The sequence below is a fragment of the Paracoccus caeni genome (genome assembly GCF_016629665.1).
Classification (GTDB): Bacteria; Pseudomonadota; Alphaproteobacteria; order Rhodobacterales; family Rhodobacteraceae; genus Paracoccus; species Paracoccus caeni.
Genome location: NZ_JAEPRQ010000006.1, coordinates 174,497 through 192,795 on the forward strand (window position 1 = coordinate 174,497; position 18,299 = coordinate 192,795).

Consider the following 18,299-nt stretch of genomic DNA (forward strand, 5'->3'; position numbering starts at 1 on the left):
GATAGGGACACTGAATAACGCCAGGTTCGATCCGTCAAACAAAATTTCTGTCGACGGATCAAAGAGGAAGCTGTGACGCCCCGCCGCCGCCGCACCCGGCGTCAATAAAGGTTAACGCCGTCGATGTTGCCGCGACGGACCGAAATCAAGGAAAACCCGGCACCAGGGATGCCGGGGTCGGGTCATGCAAAAGCGTGATTTTCCGCGCTGTCAGACAGCCGCGTCAGGCTTAGTCCGAACTGTCGCGGGAATAGACATCCTCATAGCGGATGATGTCATCCTCACCCAGATAGGACCCGGTCTGCACCTCGATCAGGACCATCGGCACCTTGCCGGGATTCTCCATCCGGTGAACGGCGCCAAGCGGCACATAGATCGACTGGTTCTCGGTCACCAAGGTCACCTTGTCATCCACCGTCACCCGCGCCGTGCCGGATACGACGATCCAGTGCTCGGCCCGGTGGACATGGCTTTGCAGCGACAATGCCGCGCCCGGCTTGACCACGATCCGCTTCACCTGAAAACGGGCGGCCAGCGCCAGCGTCTCGAACCAGCCCCAGGGCCGATGATCGCGCGGGAAAGCCTCGGCCTGCTTCTTCCGCTTCTGCTTCAGCGCGCTGACGGCCAGCCGCACATCCTGCGCCCGGTCCTTGTCCGCGACCAGCACCGCATCGGGCGTCGCCACCACCATCAGATCGCTGAGGCCGATGCCCACCACCTCGACATCCTCGCTGTCCGAGCGGAGCAGCACGTCGCGACAATCAATCGCCGTCGCGTTCGGCCCGGTCACCACGCCGTCAGCAGCGGGGTTCTGCAACAACTCTTCGCGCCACAGCGCATCCCAGCCACCCAGATCCGACCACCTTCCCGAAAAACGCACGGCGCTGAGATTGCCTGCCTTTTCCATCACCGCATAGTCGATGGACAGATCCGGCAGCTTGTCCCACGGCCCCCGCGCCAGTCGCAGGAAGCCCAGATCGTTGCGCGCCTCGGTCAGCGCGGCCTGAACCGGGTCGATGAATTCGGGGGCATGGGTGCGGAAAGCGTCAATCATGGCGCGGGCGCTGAACAGGAAAATCCCGGCATTCCACAGGAAATTGCCCTGCGCCAGCATCGCCTCGGCCGTGGCAGCATCGGGTTTTTCGACAAAGCGGGCCAGCGGCTGCGGCCCCTCGCCCTGCCCGGCCAGTTCCAGATAGCCATAGCCCGTCTCGGGCCGGTCGGGCGTGATGCCGAAGGTCACGATCTGCCCCGCCTGCGCCGCCGGAATACCCTGCTCGACCGCGCGGGCGAAGGCATCGGCATCCGGGATGACATGGTCCGAGGGCGCGACCAGCAACAGCCGCTCAGGGTCGGTCTCGGCCACCATCAGCGCGGCGGCCAGCACCGCAGGCGCGGTATTGCGCCCCGAGGGTTCGATGACGATGGCACCGGGCTGAATGCCGATCTGGTCAAGCTGCTCGGCCACGATGAAGCGGAAATCGGCATTGGTCATCACGATCGGCTCGGCATAGGACGCCCCCGAAAGGCGCCGCGCCGAGGCCTGAAACAGCGTCTCATCGCCGATCAGCGGCGCGAACTGCTTCGGAAACCGTTTCCGCGACACCGGCCACAACCTCGTCCCCGAGCCGCCCGCCATCAGAACCGGCGCAATCTTGACCATGACCTTCTACCTCCAAGGAATTTCGCCGCCACCATATCGTCACGGCTGGCAGACGGGAAGTGATCGCTTGTGGGGCAGCAAGAAAGGGGTTGGCGAAGATCGTTCAAGCGATAGCTGAACATCTGCGATGCTTGCTGTCAGGGTGTCGTTCCGAGATCAATCTCGGCCAAAACCGGATCGTTTCACCTCCCCGCAACCAAAAGAAAAAGCCGGTCCCTTGCGGAACCGGCCTCATTCTCACCAGCGTCTCACCCGATCAGAAGTGAATCGCACGTCCGTAAGCGTCCAGCACCGATTCATGCATCATCTCGCTCAGCGTCGGATGCGGGAAGACGGTTTCCATCAGCTCTGCCTCGGTCGTCTCCAGCGTGCGGGCGACGACGTAGCCCTGGATCAGCTCGGTCACTTCCGCGCCGACCATGTGGGCGCCCAGCAATTCGCCGGTCTTGGCGTCGAAGATGGTCTTGATCAGGCCCTCGGGCTCGCCCAGGGCGATCGCCTTGCCGTTGCCGATGAAGGGGAAGCGGCCGACCTTGATGTCGTAGCCCGCCTCTTTCGCCTTGGCTTCGGTCAGACCGACGCTGGCGACCTGCGGTTGGCAATAGGTGCAGCCCGCGATGCTGGACGGCTTGACCGGATGCGGATGACCGCCTGCGATCAGTTCGGCCACCATGACGCCCTCGTGGCTGGCCTTGTGCGCAAGCCACGGCGCGCCTGCAACGTCGCCGATGGCATAGATGCCCTCGACCCCGGTGCGGCAATATTCGTCGGTCACGATATGGGTACGATCGACCTTGATCCCCAGCTTTTCGAGGCCCAGACCCTCGACATTGCCGACGATGCCGACGGCAGAGATCACCGTGTCGAAATCTTGTGTCTCGGTCTTGCCGTCCTTTTCGATATGGGCGGTGACGGTCGCGCCCTTGCGATCCAGCTTCTTGACCGAGGCTTTCTCGACGATCTTCATGCCCTGCTTGACGAATTGCTTCTTCGCGAAGGCGCTGATTTCGGCATCCTCGACCGGCAGAACGCGGTCCATCACCTCAACCACGGTCGTATCCGCGCCAAGCGTATTGAAGAAGCTGGCAAATTCGATGCCGATCGCGCCCGATCCGATCACCAGCAGCTTTTTCGGCATATGCGGCGGTTTCAGGGCGTGTTTGTAGTTCCAGACCAGCTTGCCATCAGGCTCCAGCCCCGGCAGTTCGCGGGCACGGGCGCCGGTGGCGATGATGATGTTCTTCGCGGTCACCTCTTCCGCGCCTTTGTCGGTTTTCACGCTGATCTTGCCGGGGGCGGTGATGTTCGCCTCGCCCATGATCGTGGTGACCTTGTTCTTCTTGAACAGGTGGCCGATGCCGCCCGAAAGCTGCTTTGCCACGCCGCGCGAGCGGTCCACGACCTTGTCCAGATCATAGCCGATCTTGTCGGCGGAAAGGCCGAAATCCTTGGCGCGTTCCATCAGGTGAAAGACTTCGGCGCTGCGCAGAAGCGCCTTGGTGGGGATACAGCCCCAGTTGAGGCAGATGCCGCCCAGATGCTCACGCTCGATACAGGCAACTTTAAGGCCAAGCTGCGCTGCGCGGATTGCGGCGACATATCCGCCGGGGCCTGCACCAATCACTACCAGGTCAAAATTCTGCGCCATTCTTCCCCCCTGAACTGAAGATAGTTCAGCGTTAAACCATTTCCGGTGGGGCAGCAAGACGCCGGGCCGGGGTGAGAACCAGCCCTGCGCCAGACGCAAAGGTGCTGATTCAGCGGGGATTTTCGGGATTTGGGGCGGTGTCGCTGGTAGCGGTAAGGCCTTCAGTTTCAGCGGCTTCCTGCGTCTCATCGGGGTTTGGCTGGCTGTCCGACTGCGCCTCGTCCAGCGACGCCTCGACCGCAATGGTGGTCGCTGATGGGGTAATGACGGCGAAATTCCCCTGCTCATCCGGCGTCAATGCGCGGCGGCGGGTGGTCCGCCAGGCGGCATATCCGGTCAGCAGCGCCAGCAGCACGCCCATATAGATCCAGTAGCCATCCGGCCCGACCAGATCCATCAGCGAGCCGGTCAGCATCGGTCCACCCATCGAGCCGACGCCATAGATGAACAGCAACCCGGCCGAGGCGGCGGCCATATCGCTTTGATCCAGATAGTCGTTGGTATAGGCCAGCAGCAGCGCATAGATCGGGTTGGCAACGCCGCCCATGATCGCGCCTGCGATGACCAGACCGACGGTGCCCGGTTGGATGATGATTACCATCAGCCCGCAGATCGTGCCCAAAGCGGCAAGGATCAAGACCAGCTTGCGGCGGTCATAGCGGTCCGAGATCCAGCCGATCGGATATTGCAGCACCAGCCCGCCCGCATAGATCGCCGCCACGAAAAGCGAGATCTGCGCCACCGACAACCCGATCTGCGCGCCCCAGACCGACGACATGCCCGCCAGAACCGAGAATACACCCCCCATCAGGAAGATCCCCACACAGCCCAGCGGCGAGGCGCGGTATAGCCTGATGAAGCTCATCCTCTTGATGGTCTGAAACTGCGGCGCGGGTTGCGCCGACAGCAGGATCGGCAAAAAGGCCAGCGAGACCAGAACCGAGGGGATGATGAACAGAAGATAGCCGTCGGCATCGGGGATGTTCAGCATCGCCTGCGCGGCCACGATCCCCAGAAGCTGCACGATCATATAGGCCGACAGGGTCTGCCCGCGCGTCTCGTTGGTCGAACCTTCGTTGAGCCAGCTTTCCGCCGTCACATAGACCCCGCAGAAGCAGAAGCCGATCAGCAGGCGCAGCAGCGACCACGAAATCCAGTTCGGCTCGACCGCGAACAGAACCAGTGCCGAGGAAATCAGCGTGCCAAGCGCCGCGAAGACACGGACATGGCCGACATTCTTGATACATGCTGGCACCGCAAGCGAGCCAAGCAGAAAGCCCGCGTAATAGCTGGCCATCACCACCGACATCTGGAAGGTCGGGATGCCCTCGCCCACGCCGCGGATGCCCAGAAGCGTGCCATGCATGCCGTTGCCGATCATCAGCAACAGGATACCCAGAAGCAGAGGCCAGGTGGTGCGCAGAACGGAAATCATCGCAGGTCTCGTCTCGTCAGGCGTGGCGGGAAACTCAGCTTACGGCCCTAGTCCGCGACGGGTGCAGAAACCAGTGGCAAAGTCACTTGGGAAGCAGCAACGATGCGTCACCATAACTGAAGAAACGATAGCCGTCACCGATGGCATGGGCATAGATTTCAAGGATCTTGTCGCGCCCGACAAGGGAGGAAACGAGCATCAGCAGCGTCGATTTCGGCAGGTGAAAATTGGTCATCAGCCCGTCGGTCACCCGGAATTGATAGCCGGGATAGATGAAGATGTCGGTGGTGCCCTGAAATGCCTGCATTTGCCCGTCAGCGCTGGCCGCCGATTCGATCAGCCGCAGCGCCGTGGTGCCGACCGGGATGATCCGCCGCCCCTCTGCCTTGGCGCGGTTGATACGCGCGGCGGCATCCGCGCTGACCTCGCCCCATTCGGCATGCATCCGGTGAGTGGTCACATCCTCGACCTTCACCGGCAGAAAGGTGCCTGCCCCGACATGCAGGGTGACATGGACGAATTCGACCCCCCGCTCGCGCAACGCATCCAGAAGCGGGCGGTCGAAATGCAGGCTGGCGGTCGGTGCGGCAACGGCACCCTGCCGCTCGGCCCAGACGGTCTGATAATCCTCGTGGTCCTGCGCATCGGGGGCGCGAAGCGCGGCGATATAGGGCGGCAGCGGCATCGCGCCCACCTCGGCCAGCGCGGCGTCAAAGGCGTCGCCCTCGGCATCGAAGATCAGGCGCAGACCGTCGCCGTCGATTTCGGCCACCTCTGCCGACAGCCGGTCGCCGAAGCGGATCACCTCTCCCACCTGCAGCTTGCGCATCGGCTTGGCCAGCGCGCGCCAGCCCTCGGCTGCGGGTTCAAGCAGTGTCACCTCGATCTTCGCCACCGCCTCGCCCTGCAGGGTCTGTCGGTGACGATGGCCGGTCAGGCGCGCGGGGATGACCTTGGTGTCGTTCAGCACCAGCACATCGCCCGGACGCAGAATCAGCGGCAGGTCGCTGACGTGCCGGTCTTCGATCCCGCCGCCCTCGGACAGCAGCAGACGGGCCGAGCTGCGCGGATGGGCAGGTCGGGTTGCGATCAGTTCGCGCGGCAGGTCGAAGTCGAAATCATCCAGTTTCATGAAGCGCTTCTGCGTCCGGCACCGGGTTTCGTCAAGCACGCTCGCCCTTCCGTGATGACCAAGCAAAAAACTTGGTCTTTACAAGTCCGACAGATTTGGTAAGTTTCGCAAGAACAGGAGCCATAGATGATCGTCTGCCACTGCACCCAGATCTCGGACCATGAGATCGTCGCCGCGATAAAATGGATGCGGGCCGCAGACCCCGAAACGATCATCACCCCGGGAAAGATATACCACGCCCTTGGGAAGCGTGCGGATTGTGGTGGCTGTATGCCACTCTTTCTGGACACCATGCGTCACTGCGCTAGTCTGGAGGTAGCCCCGCCTATTTTGCGGGCCAAAACAGACAGACAGAAAGGCATCCCAGATGAAGGGCGACGCAAAGGTCATCGAATATCTTAACGCAGCTCTGCGCTCCGAATTGACTGCGGTCAGCCAGTATTGGTTGCATTATCGCCTACAGGAAGATTGGGGATATGGTCGGATCGCCGCCAAGTCCCGCGCAGAATCCATCGAGGAAATGAACCACGCGGATCGGCTGATCCAGCGAATCATTTTCCTTGAGGGGCATCCCAACCTGCAGAAACTGGATCCGCTTCGCATCGGTCAGGATCTGAAAGAGACGCTGGAATCGGATCTGGCGGGCGAACATGATGCGCGCAACCTGTATATCGAGGCGCGCGACCACTGCGAAAGCGTTGGCGATTATGTCAGCAAGGCGCTGTTCGAGGATCTGATCGCGGATGAGGAAGGCCATATCGACTTCCTCGAAACCCAGATCCAACTGCACGACACGATCGGGCCGCAGAATTACGGCCATCTGAACGCTCTGCCGGCGAACGAAGCCGAATAAGCGATCCGCGCCCTGCCCGCCTGAAGGCTGGCGGGGCGCCTGATACGTATCCTTGCCGATTAAAGCCGAGGGCAGTGCCCGACCGCGGGTGAGCACCTGCGATAGTGGTTATACCCGCTTTATCGTGCAAACCCGTCGAACATCTCTGTTGCGCGCAACATCACCGAAGTGCCCGCCCATCCGGGCGGTCGGGCACTGCCCGGCGTCGCCCAAGGGCGACTTGATTCCGGGCGGGTGCCTTAGCTTCAGCGGGCTGGGCTTACGCTCGCAGCTTCCCGCCCGTCGCCTTTTCGACCTTCTCGATGATCTTCTGGCTTACCGCCTCGATCTCGGCATCGGTCAGGGTCTTGTCGCGCGGTTGCAGGCGGGCGGTGATGGCGATGGATTTCTGCCCACCTTCCAGCCCGGTGAACTGATCAAAGACCGCCACATGCTCGATCAGCGCCTTGTCGGCACCGGCGGCGGCATTGACCAGAGTCAGCGCCTCGACCTGCGGGCCGACGACGAAGGCAAAGTCACGCTCGACCGCTTGCAACTCGGAAATATCCAGCGCCGCGCGGGTCGCGGTTTTCACCTTCGGGAAGGGCACATTCGCCACCTGCACGGTGAAGGCCACTGCCGGTCCCTTCACGTCCAGCGCTTTCAGCACCTTCGGATGAACCTCGCCAAAGGTCGCCAGCACATTCGGCCCAAGCGCGATATTGCCCGCCCTACCCGGATGCCACCAGCCGTCCAGCTTGCGGTTGATCTGCGATTTCGCCGGCGCGCCGATGCTGGCCAGAACCGCCTCGGCATCGGCTTTGGCGTCGTAGAGATCCACCTTGCGACGGCTGCCATAGGGATCGCGCGGCGTGGTGGAGCCGACCAGAAGCCCGGTCAGTTGCACCGCCTGATCGCCCGGCTCACCGGCAGCGAAAACCGGCCCGATCTCGAACAGCGCGAGATCCGAAAAGCCGCGCGCCTGATTGCGCGACGCCGCAGCCAGCAGGCCCGGCAGCAGGTCGGGGCGCAGATGGGTCATCTCGCTGCTGATCGGGTTTTCGACGCGGACGGCATCCGCGCCGCCACCGAACAGCTTCGCCGCCTCTTCCGCGATGAAGCTGTAGGTGACGCATTCATTATAGCCAAGCGCCGCCGCCTGACGACGGGCCGCGCTTTCGCGGACCTGCAGCGGCGTCAGGATCGGCAGCGGCACACCGGCGCGCGGACGCGGCAGCGGCTTGCCCTCCAGCCCGGTCAGGCTGGCGATACGGGCGATTTCCTCGACCAGATCGGCCTCGCCCAGCACATCGGGACGCCATGTCGGCACCTGCGCCATGTCGCCTTCCATCCGAAAGCCAAGCGCTTCCAGCGTGGCGCGCTGCATGGCCTCGGGGATGTCCAGACCGACAAGGCTGGCGGTGCGCGCCGGATCAAGGCGATAGGCGCGCGAGGTATCGGGAACCGCGCCCGCCTCGACCACCTCGGACGGCTCACCGCCGCAGAGATCAAGGATAAGCTGCGTTGCCAGTTCCAGACCCGGACGGGTGAAGGTCGGATCGACGCCACGTTCGAACCGATAGCGGGCATCGCTGTTGATCTTCATCGCCCGGCCCGTCGCGGCAATCGCAATCGGGTCCCAATAGGCGCTTTCAAGGAACACATCGGTCGTCTCGTCCGAGCAGCCCGAATGTTCGCCCCCCATGATCCCGGCAATGCTTTCGGGACCGTTCTGATCGGCAATGACCATCGCACCTTCCGGCAGCGCATAGGTCTTGCCGTCCAGCGCAAGGATTTCCTCGCCCGGCGTCGCAGGACGCACCAGCAGATCGCCCGCAACCTTCGCCACGTCAAAGACATGCAGCGGGCGGTTCAGATCGTAGGTAAACAGGTTCGTCACATCGACCAGCGTATTGATCGGGCGCAGGCCGATGGCCTTCAGCCGTTTTTGCAGCCATTCCGGCGCGGGGCCGTTCTTCACGCCACGGATCACCCGGCCCGAGAAATAGGGCGCCTTGGCCGCGATCTCTGGCGCGATGGTCACATTGATCGGGCTGGCGAAGCGGCCTTCGACCGCCGACTGTGCCAGCGGCTTCAGCGTGCCCAGACCACGCGCCGCCAGATCGCGGGCGATGCCGCGAACGCCAAGCGCATCGGGGCGGTTGGGGGTGATCTTGATATAGATCATCGGATCGATCTTTTCGGGCGCATTGGCGGCCAGCCAGTCTACGAAACGCTGACCGACCTCGCCCGAGGGCAGTTCGATGATGCCGTCATGTTCTTCTGACAGTTCCAGTTCCCGCTCGGACGCCATCATGCCGTGGCTTTCGATGCCACGGATCTTGCCGATGCCCAGCGTGGTATCGATCCCCGGCACGTAATCGCCGGGCTTCGCCAGAACGCCGATCAGCCCGGCCCGCGCATTCGGCGCGCCGCAGACGACCTGCTTCTCGCCCTCATCCGTCACCACGCGCAGCACGCGCAGCCGGTCGGCATCGGGATGCTGCTCGGCATGTTCGATCTTGGCCAGCGTGAAACCACGCAACTTGGCGGCGGGATCGAAGACTTCTTCGACCTCAAGGCCAAGATCGGTCAGCGCCTCGGTGATCTCGTCAAGCGAGGCGGCGGTGTCGAGATGCTCCTTGAGCCAGGAGAGGGTGAATTTCATGGCGCGGCTTTCCAGTTCAGGGCCGACCCTGAACCGGGCCGGATCGTTCTGAGCCTTGAACCTGCCCTTCGCCCGCAGGTCAAGCGCCAACGGAGATTTTTGATCGCAACAGCGTGTCCTCTCTGCCGATTTAGACGATTGCCGAGGTCGTTTCGGGATGCCAAAGTCAGGCGTGATCACCACCACCGACCACCCGGTGCGTATTTGAGGATGCGATTGATGAACTACAGAAATTCGTTGCTTGGCAGCGTCGCGATCTGCGGCATGGTGCTGACCGGACCGGCATTCGCGCAAGACGCTGCGGCACCCGCAGAAGAACCCGGCGTGCAGACCCTTGATCCCCTTGGCGGCGAGGCGACCGAAGCCCAAAGTGGCGTCACGCCGTCTTGCGGCAATGTCGGTCAGGTTGTCTGGCTGGGCGGTGACGAAAGCACGTCCGAGATCGGGTCCGCCAACGCGCCTCTGCAACAGAACGTGCAGATCGCAGGCGGTCAGGTTACCGCCTTCGCCTTCTCGAATGCGGGCGCAAGCCAGCAGGTCAGGATCGAGGTTCAGGCCGATGGCAACGATCCGATGGTCACGCTGACCACCGCAGAAGGCGAATATATCGGCGAGAATGACGACGCGCCCGAAAGCCTCAATTCACGGCTCGAATCGAATGTCGGACCGGGTGTCTATTGCGCGCAGGTCGAAAGCATCCGCGGCGAGAATATGACCGCCACCGTGCAGGTCGGCCGTCAGGATCAACCGGCCCTGCTGAGCGACAGCTATTATGACGACAGCAGCACCAGCAGCGGCAACATGATCGCCTGCACCGCTGAAACCGACGCCGCACCGCTGGTCGAGGGGGCGCTGGATCAGAGCCTGCCGAATGGCGCGGCGACCGCCAGCGCCGATGGTATGGCGACCGGCTATTACCGCTTTACCTTGGGCGAGCCGACCGCATTGACGCTGCGCGCCAGCTCGAACGGCGATCTGGACCCCTATCTGGCGCTTTACGACGCCAATGGCGTTTCCATCGCCGAGAATGACGATGCCGATGGCCTGAACTCGCGTCTCGATTTCGTCGAGGAACTGGCGGCGGGCGATTACTGCATCGGGGTGATGCCGCTGAGCTATGGCCAAGGCCAGATCCAGCTTTCCGCCGAGGCGCTGGACCGCGACAGCTTCCTGCGTCAGGCCTATGACCGCGGCGAGATGGTGCCGCCCGCAGACAGCAACCACCCGGTTCAGGAATTCGATCTGGCGGGAACCCGTCACACCGTTCTTCTGAACAGCGGCAAGGCCCAGTGGCTGCGCTTTCAGGTAACCGAGCCTTCGGTCGTGGTCGTCTATGCCTATGGCTCGCTTTCCGGCGCGGACCCGAAACTGGCGATGTTCTCGCAGGCGGGGTCGGTGATCGGCCAGAATGACGACTGGAACGACGGCACCGACAGCAAACTTGGCCCGCTGGAACTGGCCCCCGGCACCTATCTGGTTGCCGTGTCGGATGTGAACTCGCAGGGCGGCACCGGCAGCGCGGTGCGGCCTCTGGGCGTGATGTTCGATCTTTACAACAAGGTGCAGTAACACCGTCCCCCGCCCGGCAGGAAACTTTGATTCTTGCCGGGCGGGGTGCTGCCCATGGCGGGCTGGCATTGCGAACAGGCTCTTGCCTGCCGGGCCTTCGTTCCTATCTCTGATATGCGGGCCGAAAGCGGCGCCGCGTGACAGGAGCGATGGATGAGAAACGACGTGAACCGGCAATTGCTGATCGAACAGCGTGTGACGAACGAGGCGAAATCGCCCTTGGTCGCCTATCTGCTGTTGTTCCTGCTATGGGGTTTCGGCGTTCACCGGATGTATCTGGGCCGTTGGGCCAGCGGCATCTTCATGCTGATCCTCTGGGGTTTGGGCCTCCTGACCGCGTGGATTCTGGTGGGCTGGATCCCGCTGGCGCTGGTTTCGGTCTGGGTGGTGATCGATATCTTCCTGATCCCCGGCATGATTCAGGATGACAATGCGGTCAACCGGCAACGGATGATGGCCGAAACGGCGCGGTAAGCCGCAGCCTAACGGGCGCGAAGACATTTCGCGCCCGGGACCTACGGGTCTCCCAGCAGGCGGATCAGCAAAGCGACTTGCGCGATGACCATCAGCACCACCGCAAGGACAACAATCGAAAATCCTCCGTCCGTGGCCCTAAAGGCCTGCGAGAAGAACACCATTAAACCGCTCGTCCATGGCAGTCCCATGGCGAAACGCGATCTGGTCGAACCCGTAAACGGTGATCGCCTGATCATCAGCGGGCCGTGAAAGGGCGCATGCAACCGTGGTTCGCCCGGACCGAACATTGCCCTTTCCCGCGCAATGATGACGACGTTCAGCCGCATCGAGGCGTAAAGCACCAGCGGCAGCAGCAGCACGAACCCGCAAACGGCATAGACGCTGATCTCGACCGGAACGCTGCTTTGGTGGATCACGCGGGACGCGACCTCGATCGTCAGCGGCAACGGCAGGCTAAGCAGAAAAATCACGCCAAGCTGTCGCAGATACTGCGGACGGTCCAGAACCTGCTCCATCGCTTCAGGCGTGGTGGGGTTGAGGATACCTTTCATTTGGGCCCCGGCGGGATCTGTCGCGGTCTGGCGATCACCACGCGCAAACCGATGCCCGCTCATTGACCCAGCAGGCATCCTGCTGCGTCAGCGTGCCCAGACCCGTATGGGCATGGTTCGCATATGGTTCCTCATTCCAGAAGCCGGTCGCCCGCCCCGGCTGATCGATGCTGACCATCGCGAAATACTGACCATTCCCCGACATGATCATGAACGATCCATCCCGCCCCTGCGGCGTGAAGCGGCATTGCGAGCCGATGAATTCCTGCCCGTCCACGACCAGCTTGCACTGAACCAGACGGCTACGATCCTGCGCCTTGGCATCCGTCGGGAAAATCGAGGTCAAAGACAGCGCAAGTCCAAGAAAGAGAATGTGTTTCAACGCAATGACTCCGTTCGAAAAGCTGATCTATTGAAGCATCTTTCGGGCGGTGCGGACAGATGAATGATCGCACCGGCACCGATCAGGTGACGATAGTTTCCAAAGGGTCATACCAGGCGGCATGATCGCTCCAGACGGCGCGGGCCAGCATCCGGGGGCGGTGGTGCAGCTTTGCAAGCTCGGCCCTCGTCGCCCAGCGGAAACGGTTCACCACGCCCTCGGGATCGTCCATCAGGATGCCCGTGTCATTCTGCACCGTCGCGCGGAAGATCAGATCGACCTGATGAAAGCCGGTGACCGGATCGTGAAATTCGTTCACAAGGATCATTGCGCCGACCTTGATCCTCAGCCCGGTTTCCTCGGCCACCTCGCGGACAAGGTTTTCGGGCAGCGACTGCCCCGGCTCGACCCCGCCACCCGGCAGGCACCAGAGGTCCGAGACCTGCCCCGGATAGGCATTGACCACCAGCAGCCGGTCATCGTTCAGGATCGCCGCCCGAACCGCCAGCCGGGGTCGTGCAAGTTTCATGATCAGCCGGTAATCCGATTCACATGGCCCATCTTGCGACCGGGACGCGCATCGCCCTTGCCGTAAAGATGCACCTGCACATTCGGCGTGGCCAACAGGTCCGGCACCCGGTCCATATCGTCGCCGATCAGATTTTCCATCACCACCTCGGCATAACGCTTGCCATCGCCCAGCGGCAGACCCGCCACGGCACGGATATGTTGTTCGAACTGATCGACGGCGCATCCCGCCTGCGTCCAGTGGCCGGAATTATGGACCCGAGGCGCGATCTCGTTCACCACCAGCCCTTGCGGGGTCACGAACAGCTCGACCCCCATGACGCCGACATAGTCCAGCGCATTGGCGATCTTCGCGGCCATCAGGACCGCATCGGTGGTGACGCGCGCGGGCTGGCCGCAAGGCACCGTCGTCGTACGCAGGATACCGCCCTCATGCAGGTTCAGGCCGGGATCAAAGGCCGCGACCTGACCATCGGCGCCGCGCGCAATGATCACGCTGATTTCGGCGCTGAAATCGACAAAGCCTTCAAGAACCGAAGCCGCGCCGGTCCATTCCAGCAGCGCGGCATCGGTAATCCGCACCTGCCCCTTGCCGTCATAGCCCATCCGCCGCGTCTTGAGGATCGAGGGCGGGCCGATCGCTGCCACCGCTGCCGCCAGATCGCTCTCGGTCGGGACATCGGCAAAGGGGGCGGTGCGCAGGCCGATCTCGTTCAGGAAGGTCTTTTCGGTTAGCCGGTCCTGCGACACGGCCAGCGCCCGCCGGTTCGGACGGATCGGCCGGATCGATTCCAGCAGATCAAGGGCCGAGGTCGGCACATTCTCGAATTCATAGGTGATGACATCGACAGATTCGGCGAAGGCGCGCAACGCCGTCTGATCCTCGTAAGAGGCGTTGGTCAGCGCATAGGCCACATCGGCAGCGGGCGAGGCGTCGGGTTCGTAGATATGGCAGCGCAGGCCCAGACGGCTGGCCGCGACCGACAGCATCCGGCCCAGTTGACCGCCGCCCAGAATGCCGATGGTGCGGATCTCATTCATCCTTCGGCTCCTCGGGGATCGAGGCCGACAATGCCTGCCGCCATGCATCCAACCGCGCCGCAAGCGCCGGATCACTGATCGCAAGGATGCCCGCCGCCATCAGCCCGGCATTGGCCGCACCGGCCGCGCCGATGGCCATGGTGGCGACCGGATAGCCCTTGGGCATTTGCAGGATCGAATACAGCGAATCCACGCCCGACAGCGCCTTGGTCTGCACCGGCACGCCGATCACCGGCACTCGGGTCTTGGATGCCATCATCCCCGGCAGATGGGCCGCGCCCCCTGCCCCGGCGATGATCACTTTCAGCCCACGCTCGACGGCGCTGATGCCATAGTCCCACAGCCGGTCCGGGGTGCGATGGGCGCTGACGATCTTCGCCTCGTAGCCGATGCCGAGTTCGTCCAGAATGGCCGCCGCCTCGCGCATGGTCGGCCAGTCGGACTGGCTGCCCATGATGATGCCCACCGGATTGTCCATCGCTGCCCCCTGATGTTGCTGTGCACGCAATAGCGTGCACGAGCTGCCATCGCAATCAGGCGATGATGTCGGGGGTGATCTCATCCTCAAGCCGGGCGATCTGGTCCTTCAGTACCAGCTTCTGCTTTTTCAGCCGCTGCAGCGCCACAGACGAGGTCAGTTGCTGCGAGGCAAGTGCGGAAATGGCCTCGTCGAGATCGCGATGTTCACAGCGAAGCGCGGTCAGCTTGCTGCGAATGATTTCGTCGTGAGACATTTCGTGGTGCATGTTCATCTGGCAGCCTTGCTGGACGCTTTATCGTCGTTTTGTCCGTTTATAGCGTCTTGTTTACGGCATGTTAACAGAATCGTTCCGGTTTTGGGAGCCTGTGCCAAACGACAGATTGCATGGCGTCGGTTTCGTCACGACAGTGAGATCTGGTAAATGGTTCAGGAGCAAGGTGATGATCTTCAAGGCAATTCGCGGCCTGCCGCTCGCCTGCGCGGCATTCGGCACGGCATTCATCGGCGCAGGTGTCGTTATGGCACAGGAATCGGCTGCCGAACGCGCGCAGATTTGCGTCAACCAGTGCCTCTATCATTTCGGCCCGGCCTCGAATCCTGCCTATCACGCCTGCGTCGCCGAGATGTGCGAAGCCCCCGCAGCCGACGAGGCAATGGAAGCCCCGAGGCAGGCTCCCGCGGCACCGCGCGCAACCTGGCAGAACCACGCGACCGCAGACGGTGGCGGGCAATCCGCAGCGGTCGATCTGGGAAGCCATTCGCTCAGCTATATTTGCCAGCGAGGTGGTCCGGCATTGCTTGCGGTGGCCGGGCTTGGCGGGTCGGCCAACGGGGTCTCGCTCAGCATCGACGGACGCGGTCTTGCGCTGCCGTTTATCGCGCGGAACGGCGTCCTCTATACGGCGGCGGATGCAGGATCGACGCTGCTGGCAGGGCTGATGGGTGGCAATTCGGTCGAGGTGACAGGCGCGAACGGGCTGCGCGTCAGCTTTCCGCTTTCGGGATCTGGCGCGGCGATACGCACAGCCATGCAACGCTGTGGAATCACAGGATAATCCGGGGGACGGCCCCGAAGGCAACCTGGCCGCTGACGCCGGGTCACTGACTTGAAAATGCCAGTAAAAACACCAATCTAACCCCTGAAACATGTGTTTTCGGTCAACTCATAGTAGAGCAGACTTGTTTCCAACCGGGCCGAGGCACATATTGAGAGCAAGCAGATTGCCGCCACGGGATTTGCTAACGATAGCAGTCGCTTCAACTGAAAAGGGCTGATGATGACCAAGATTTCGCTTGGGGCCAATCCATATCTGCTGGGCTTCGACCAACTTGAACGTCTGGCAGAGCGCGCGGCCAAGGGTGCCGAGGGTTACCCGCCCTATAATATCGAACATATCGCACCCGACGGGTTTCGCATCACGCTTGCGGTGGCCGGCTTTTCGGAAGCTGATCTTGGGGTAACGATCGAGGATCGACAACTTGTCGTTCGTGGTCGCCTTGCCGAACCGGAAGAAGACCGCGTGTTCCTGCATCGTGGTATCGCCGGGCGCGCGTTCCAGCGCAGTTTCGTTCTTGCCGACGGGGTCGAGGTCGTCTCGGCCGATATGGAGAACGGGCTGCTTCACATCGATCTGAAACGGCTCGCGCCGCAACAGGTTGTCCAAACCATTCCGATCAGCCGAAAGTGAAGGGGATCAACATGGATACGAAATTCGATTTTGGCGAAGATACCGCCACCAACACCGTATATATCCGGTCGGTCGCGACCCGCACCCTGCCGCATGAGATCCGCGAACAGGTTCCCGGTGTCGAGATCATGTATGCCGTCCATGACGCCGATGGCGAAAGGCTGGCTTTGGTTAAAGAACGGTCACTTGCCTTCATGCTGGCGCGTCAGAACGAACTGACGCCGGTCAGCGTGCATTGATCTGTTTCCCATTTACCAACATTTGAACGAATGACTGACTGCGCGGACGTGGCAGCACCATCGCCACGCCCGCCTTTGCGGCAAGCGCTATTCGATCACGAAGGCGCCGAGCATCCCCCCGATCACCGCAAAGAACAGCCCGAAGGTCAGCGCGTTGCGACGAAAGCCGCGATGCGGGCCGAATAGATCATCATCCGGATTTGGGCCTTTGCCATCTTCGTAGCGTTGCATGCGCTCTGCATGAAGACGGCAGTTTGCGGGCGACTGAAAGGCCAGCGCCACCGCTACGCCGCCAAGCACGCCAAAAATCAATGCCATGATAATGATCGTCATTCAGCCATATCCTATCCTTACCGCACCAGTTTGGCCGCTGTCGCCCAAATGCGCAAATCCCTGCAGTGCGATCAATCGGCGCTGATCGGTTTCGGCTCTGGCTGCCGGGCAAGAAACCAGCTTCGGACCGCAAGGATCGCCAGCACCGCCGTATAGGCGAAAAGCTGATAGGTCAGCGCATGGCCGAAGGCCGGGGCATAACCGTCGCCGGGCTGTTCGTGCAGCCTGACGAAGAACAGCCCCGAGACGATGGCGATACCCACCGCAACCCCCACCTGCTGAAACGCCTGCATCGCGCCGGTCCCCGCCCCCGCATCACGCCCCGGCACCGAAAGCAGCACAAGCTGGAACATTGGCGAGATCAGCAACCCGCCGCCCAGACCACAGAGGAACAAAGGCGGCATCACCGCCAGCATGTCGAACGGCTGTGGCGGGTGACCGCCCTGATAGCGCAGCAGCGCCATCCCGGCCAACAGCACCAGAACCCCGATCGCCATCCGCAACGCCAGACCGTTCGCGCCAAAACGCCCGGCGATGAAGCTGCCGATCATCACACCTATCGGAAACGGCGCGGTCGCGATGCCCGATTGCAGCGGATCAAGCCCGAAGCCGGTTTGCAGATAGATGGCAAGGATCAGGAACATCGACGGAATGGTCGAGAAATGCAGCATGACCATCGCCACGCCGGAAACATAGGCACCGCTTTTCAGAAGCTGCACCGGCAAAAGCTGTGCCCGCCCGGTGGCCTGCAGCCGGAACTGCCGCCACAGAAACAGCGCCGCCATCGGCACCGCGGCCAGCATCATCAGAATGCACCACAGCGGCCAACCCAGCAGCGCGCCCTCAATCAGCGGCAGCACGATCATCAGGATCACCAGCCCGAACAGCGCCACGCTGAACCAGTCGATCCGCATCCCGCGATCCGAGCCAAGCGCGGGGATCAGCCGCGACCCGACAAGGATCACGAAAATGCCGACCGGCAGGTTGACCAGAAAGATCGGCCGCCAATCCAGCCCGCCGATGTCCCATGTGATCAAAACGCCGCCCAGCAGCGGCCCGGTGACGGCGCCAAGGCTGATGACAAAGCCCGCCATCGCAAAGGCCCGCGCCTTCTGATCGGGCGGGAACATCACATGGATGATCGCCATGACCTGCGGCACCATCATCGCGCCGCCGATCCCCTGCAAGGCTCGCGCCGCGATCAGCGAATCCATATCCCACGCAAAGCCGCAAAGCGCCGAGGCCAGCGTGAACAGCGCCACGCCCCACAGAAACATCTTCTTGCGCCCCAGCTTGTCGCCGAAACGCCCCGAGGGCAGCAGCGCCACCGCAAAGGCCAGCACATAGGCCGCCGAGACCCATTCGATCTCGGTCGCGCTGGCGTTCAGGTTCCGCTGGATCGAGGGCAGGCCCACATTGACGATGCTGATATCGATCAGGTTCATGAAATTGCCAAGCAGCAGGACCGCCGTGGCGGCCCATGGATTCGGCGTGCTTTTCGCATCTGTCATGGCGGGATCCTTCTGCTCGCGCGGGTCAGGCCCGTCAGCAGGCCACACCGCATCCGCAATTTCCAATCCGCGCCATATCACCCGCCGCCGGAAACGAAAACGGCCCCACCCCGCAAAGATC

20 protein-coding genes are annotated in these 18,299 nt (G+C 62.4%); 7 read left to right on the forward strand and 13 right to left on the reverse strand.

Features of this window, described 5'->3' with window-relative positions; all coding sequences use genetic code 11:
• Nucleotides 1-229: 229 nt before the first annotated feature.
• From JJJ17_RS15445 to queA, 4 genes are all read right to left on the reverse strand, one after another.
• A complete protein-coding gene (locus tag JJJ17_RS15445) occupies nucleotides 230-1,663 on the reverse strand; it encodes a mannose-1-phosphate guanylyltransferase/mannose-6-phosphate isomerase (RefSeq protein WP_200687984.1) in 1,434 nt (477 codons plus the stop codon).
• A 256-nt stretch (nucleotides 1,664-1,919) separates the two neighbouring features.
• Nucleotides 1,920-3,311: a dihydrolipoyl dehydrogenase gene (lpdA, locus tag JJJ17_RS15450; RefSeq protein ID WP_200687985.1), complete on the reverse strand. Its 1,392-nt coding sequence runs from the start codon at nucleotides 3,309-3,311 to the stop codon at nucleotides 1,920-1,922.
• 109 nt (nucleotides 3,312-3,420) lie between these two features.
• Nucleotides 3,421-4,746 carry an MFS transporter gene (locus JJJ17_RS15455; protein ID WP_200687986.1) on the reverse strand — a complete coding sequence of 442 codons (1,326 nt, stop codon included), beginning with the start codon at nucleotides 4,744-4,746 and terminating at the stop codon, nucleotides 3,421-3,423.
• Nucleotides 4,747-4,828: 82 nt separating this feature from the next.
• The gene (gene queA, locus JJJ17_RS15460) at nucleotides 4,829-5,878 is read right to left on the reverse strand and encodes a tRNA preQ1(34) S-adenosylmethionine ribosyltransferase-isomerase QueA (protein ID WP_200687987.1); all 1,050 of its coding nucleotides are present in this window, start codon (nucleotides 5,876-5,878) and stop codon (nucleotides 4,829-4,831) included.
• 126 nt (nucleotides 5,879-6,004) lie between these two features.
• On the opposite strand from queA, the gene JJJ17_RS15465 reads away from it, so the two are divergent.
• Nucleotides 6,005-6,280 (forward strand): (2Fe-2S)-binding protein, encoded by a 276-nt coding sequence (locus JJJ17_RS15465; RefSeq protein WP_200687988.1) that lies wholly within the window; start codon nucleotides 6,005-6,007, stop codon nucleotides 6,278-6,280.
• Nucleotides 6,246-6,731, forward strand: a complete 486-nt coding sequence (bfr, locus tag JJJ17_RS15470) for a bacterioferritin (RefSeq protein ID WP_200687989.1) — start codon at nucleotides 6,246-6,248, stop codon at nucleotides 6,729-6,731. Before JJJ17_RS15465 ends, bfr begins: the two co-directional genes overlap by 35 nt.
• Before the next feature lie 259 nt (nucleotides 6,732-6,990).
• On the opposite strand, the gene pheT is transcribed toward bfr, so the two are convergent.
• Complete coding sequence (gene pheT / locus JJJ17_RS15475; protein ID WP_200688090.1) at nucleotides 6,991-9,378, reverse strand: phenylalanine--tRNA ligase subunit beta; 2,388 nt, start codon at nucleotides 9,376-9,378, stop codon at nucleotides 6,991-6,993.
• A gap of 219 nt (nucleotides 9,379-9,597) precedes the next feature.
• Between pheT and JJJ17_RS15480 the strand changes: the two genes are divergently transcribed.
• Both JJJ17_RS15480 and JJJ17_RS15485 read left to right on the forward strand, forming a co-directional pair.
• Nucleotides 9,598-10,947, forward strand: coding sequence for a DVUA0089 family protein (locus JJJ17_RS15480; RefSeq protein WP_200687990.1), 1,350 nt, complete (start codon nucleotides 9,598-9,600; stop codon nucleotides 10,945-10,947).
• A gap of 153 nt (nucleotides 10,948-11,100) precedes the next feature.
• A complete protein-coding gene (locus JJJ17_RS15485) occupies nucleotides 11,101-11,421 on the forward strand; it encodes a TM2 domain-containing protein (protein WP_200687992.1) in 321 nt (106 codons plus the stop codon).
• Between the two features lie 41 nt (nucleotides 11,422-11,462).
• On the opposite strand, the gene JJJ17_RS15490 is transcribed toward JJJ17_RS15485, so the two are convergent.
• From JJJ17_RS15490 to JJJ17_RS15515, 6 genes are all read right to left on the reverse strand, one after another.
• The gene (locus JJJ17_RS15490) at nucleotides 11,463-11,975 is read right to left on the reverse strand and encodes a hypothetical protein (protein WP_200687994.1); all 513 of its coding nucleotides are present in this window, start codon (nucleotides 11,973-11,975) and stop codon (nucleotides 11,463-11,465) included.
• Nucleotides 11,976-12,009: 34 nt separating this feature from the next.
• The gene (locus JJJ17_RS15495) at nucleotides 12,010-12,357 is read right to left on the reverse strand and encodes a hypothetical protein (RefSeq protein ID WP_200687996.1); all 348 of its coding nucleotides are present in this window, start codon (nucleotides 12,355-12,357) and stop codon (nucleotides 12,010-12,012) included.
• An 82-nt stretch (nucleotides 12,358-12,439) separates the two neighbouring features.
• The gene (locus JJJ17_RS15500) at nucleotides 12,440-12,886 is read right to left on the reverse strand and encodes an NUDIX domain-containing protein (RefSeq protein WP_200687998.1); all 447 of its coding nucleotides are present in this window, start codon (nucleotides 12,884-12,886) and stop codon (nucleotides 12,440-12,442) included.
• A gap of 2 nt (nucleotides 12,887-12,888) precedes the next feature.
• Nucleotides 12,889-13,926: a 5-(carboxyamino)imidazole ribonucleotide synthase gene (locus tag JJJ17_RS15505; RefSeq protein WP_200688000.1), complete on the reverse strand. Its 1,038-nt coding sequence runs from the start codon at nucleotides 13,924-13,926 to the stop codon at nucleotides 12,889-12,891.
• On the reverse strand, nucleotides 13,919-14,404 hold the full coding sequence (gene purE / locus JJJ17_RS15510) for a 5-(carboxyamino)imidazole ribonucleotide mutase (protein ID WP_200688002.1): 486 nt from the start codon (nucleotides 14,402-14,404) through the stop codon (nucleotides 13,919-13,921). The genes JJJ17_RS15505 and purE overlap by 8 nt, the downstream gene beginning before the upstream one ends.
• 55 nt (nucleotides 14,405-14,459) lie before the next feature.
• Entirely contained in the window at nucleotides 14,460-14,678 is a 219-nt protein-coding gene (locus JJJ17_RS15515) for a YdcH family protein (RefSeq protein ID WP_200688004.1), read from the reverse strand.
• Nucleotides 14,679-14,847: 169 nt separating this feature from the next.
• Here JJJ17_RS15515 and JJJ17_RS15520 point away from each other — a divergent pair, with 169 nt between their 5' ends.
• The 3 genes from JJJ17_RS15520 to JJJ17_RS15530 all read left to right on the forward strand — a co-directional run bounded on the left by JJJ17_RS15520 (nucleotide 14,848) and on the right by JJJ17_RS15530 (nucleotide 16,334).
• Entirely contained in the window at nucleotides 14,848-15,462 is a 615-nt protein-coding gene (locus tag JJJ17_RS15520) for a hypothetical protein (protein ID WP_200688006.1), read from the forward strand.
• Between the two features lie 222 nt (nucleotides 15,463-15,684).
• Nucleotides 15,685-16,095 (forward strand): Hsp20 family protein, encoded by a 411-nt coding sequence (locus JJJ17_RS15525; protein WP_200688008.1) that lies wholly within the window; start codon nucleotides 15,685-15,687, stop codon nucleotides 16,093-16,095.
• A gap of 11 nt (nucleotides 16,096-16,106) precedes the next feature.
• Nucleotides 16,107-16,334 (forward strand): DUF1150 family protein, encoded by a 228-nt coding sequence (locus tag JJJ17_RS15530; protein ID WP_200688010.1) that lies wholly within the window; start codon nucleotides 16,107-16,109, stop codon nucleotides 16,332-16,334.
• Nucleotides 16,335-16,421: 87 nt separating this feature from the next.
• Here JJJ17_RS15530 and JJJ17_RS15535 read toward each other — a convergent pair whose 3' ends face one another.
• Both JJJ17_RS15535 and JJJ17_RS15540 read right to left on the reverse strand, forming a co-directional pair.
• Nucleotides 16,422-16,667: a hypothetical protein gene (locus JJJ17_RS15535; RefSeq protein WP_200688012.1), complete on the reverse strand. Its 246-nt coding sequence runs from the start codon at nucleotides 16,665-16,667 to the stop codon at nucleotides 16,422-16,424.
• Nucleotides 16,668-16,738: 71 nt separating this feature from the next.
• Complete coding sequence (locus JJJ17_RS15540) at nucleotides 16,739-18,178, reverse strand: MFS transporter (protein WP_200688013.1); 1,440 nt, start codon at nucleotides 18,176-18,178, stop codon at nucleotides 16,739-16,741.
• Nucleotides 18,179-18,299: the final 121 nt, after the last annotated feature.

Excerpts from the sequence above, each read along its gene's own strand:
- JJJ17_RS15445 (WP_200687984.1), bottom strand. The coding sequence starts at position 1,663 with ATGGTCAAGATTGCGCCGGTTCTGATGGCGGGCGGCTCGGGGACGAGG.
- lpdA (WP_200687985.1), bottom strand. The coding sequence starts at position 3,311 with ATGGCGCAGAATTTTGACCTGGTAGTGATTGGTGCAGGCCCCGGCGGA.
- JJJ17_RS15455 (WP_200687986.1), bottom strand. The coding sequence starts at position 4,746 with ATGATTTCCGTTCTGCGCACCACCTGGCCTCTGCTTCTGGGTATCCTG.
- queA (WP_200687987.1), bottom strand. The coding sequence starts at position 5,878 with ATGAAACTGGATGATTTCGACTTCGACCTGCCGCGCGAACTGATCGCA.
- JJJ17_RS15465 (WP_200687988.1), top strand. The coding sequence starts at position 6,005 with ATGATCGTCTGCCACTGCACCCAGATCTCGGACCATGAGATCGTCGCC.
- bfr (WP_200687989.1), top strand. The coding sequence starts at position 6,246 with ATGAAGGGCGACGCAAAGGTCATCGAATATCTTAACGCAGCTCTGCGC.
- pheT (WP_200688090.1), bottom strand. The coding sequence starts at position 9,378 with ATGAAATTCACCCTCTCCTGGCTCAAGGAGCATCTCGACACCGCCGCC.
- JJJ17_RS15480 (WP_200687990.1), top strand. The coding sequence starts at position 9,598 with ATGAACTACAGAAATTCGTTGCTTGGCAGCGTCGCGATCTGCGGCATG.
- JJJ17_RS15485 (WP_200687992.1), top strand. The coding sequence starts at position 11,101 with ATGAGAAACGACGTGAACCGGCAATTGCTGATCGAACAGCGTGTGACG.
- JJJ17_RS15490 (WP_200687994.1), bottom strand. The coding sequence starts at position 11,975 with ATGAAAGGTATCCTCAACCCCACCACGCCTGAAGCGATGGAGCAGGTT.
- JJJ17_RS15500 (WP_200687998.1), bottom strand. The coding sequence starts at position 12,886 with ATGAAACTTGCACGACCCCGGCTGGCGGTTCGGGCGGCGATCCTGAAC.
- JJJ17_RS15505 (WP_200688000.1), bottom strand. The coding sequence starts at position 13,926 with ATGAATGAGATCCGCACCATCGGCATTCTGGGCGGCGGTCAACTGGGC.
- purE (WP_200688002.1), bottom strand. The coding sequence starts at position 14,404 with ATGGACAATCCGGTGGGCATCATCATGGGCAGCCAGTCCGACTGGCCG.
- JJJ17_RS15515 (WP_200688004.1), bottom strand. The coding sequence starts at position 14,678 with ATGAACATGCACCACGAAATGTCTCACGACGAAATCATTCGCAGCAAG.
- JJJ17_RS15520 (WP_200688006.1), top strand. The coding sequence starts at position 14,848 with ATGATCTTCAAGGCAATTCGCGGCCTGCCGCTCGCCTGCGCGGCATTC.
- JJJ17_RS15525 (WP_200688008.1), top strand. The coding sequence starts at position 15,685 with ATGACCAAGATTTCGCTTGGGGCCAATCCATATCTGCTGGGCTTCGAC.
- JJJ17_RS15530 (WP_200688010.1), top strand. The coding sequence starts at position 16,107 with ATGGATACGAAATTCGATTTTGGCGAAGATACCGCCACCAACACCGTA.
- JJJ17_RS15535 (WP_200688012.1), bottom strand. The coding sequence starts at position 16,667 with ATGACGATCATTATCATGGCATTGATTTTTGGCGTGCTTGGCGGCGTA.
- JJJ17_RS15540 (WP_200688013.1), bottom strand. The coding sequence starts at position 18,178 with ATGACAGATGCGAAAAGCACGCCGAATCCATGGGCCGCCACGGCGGTC.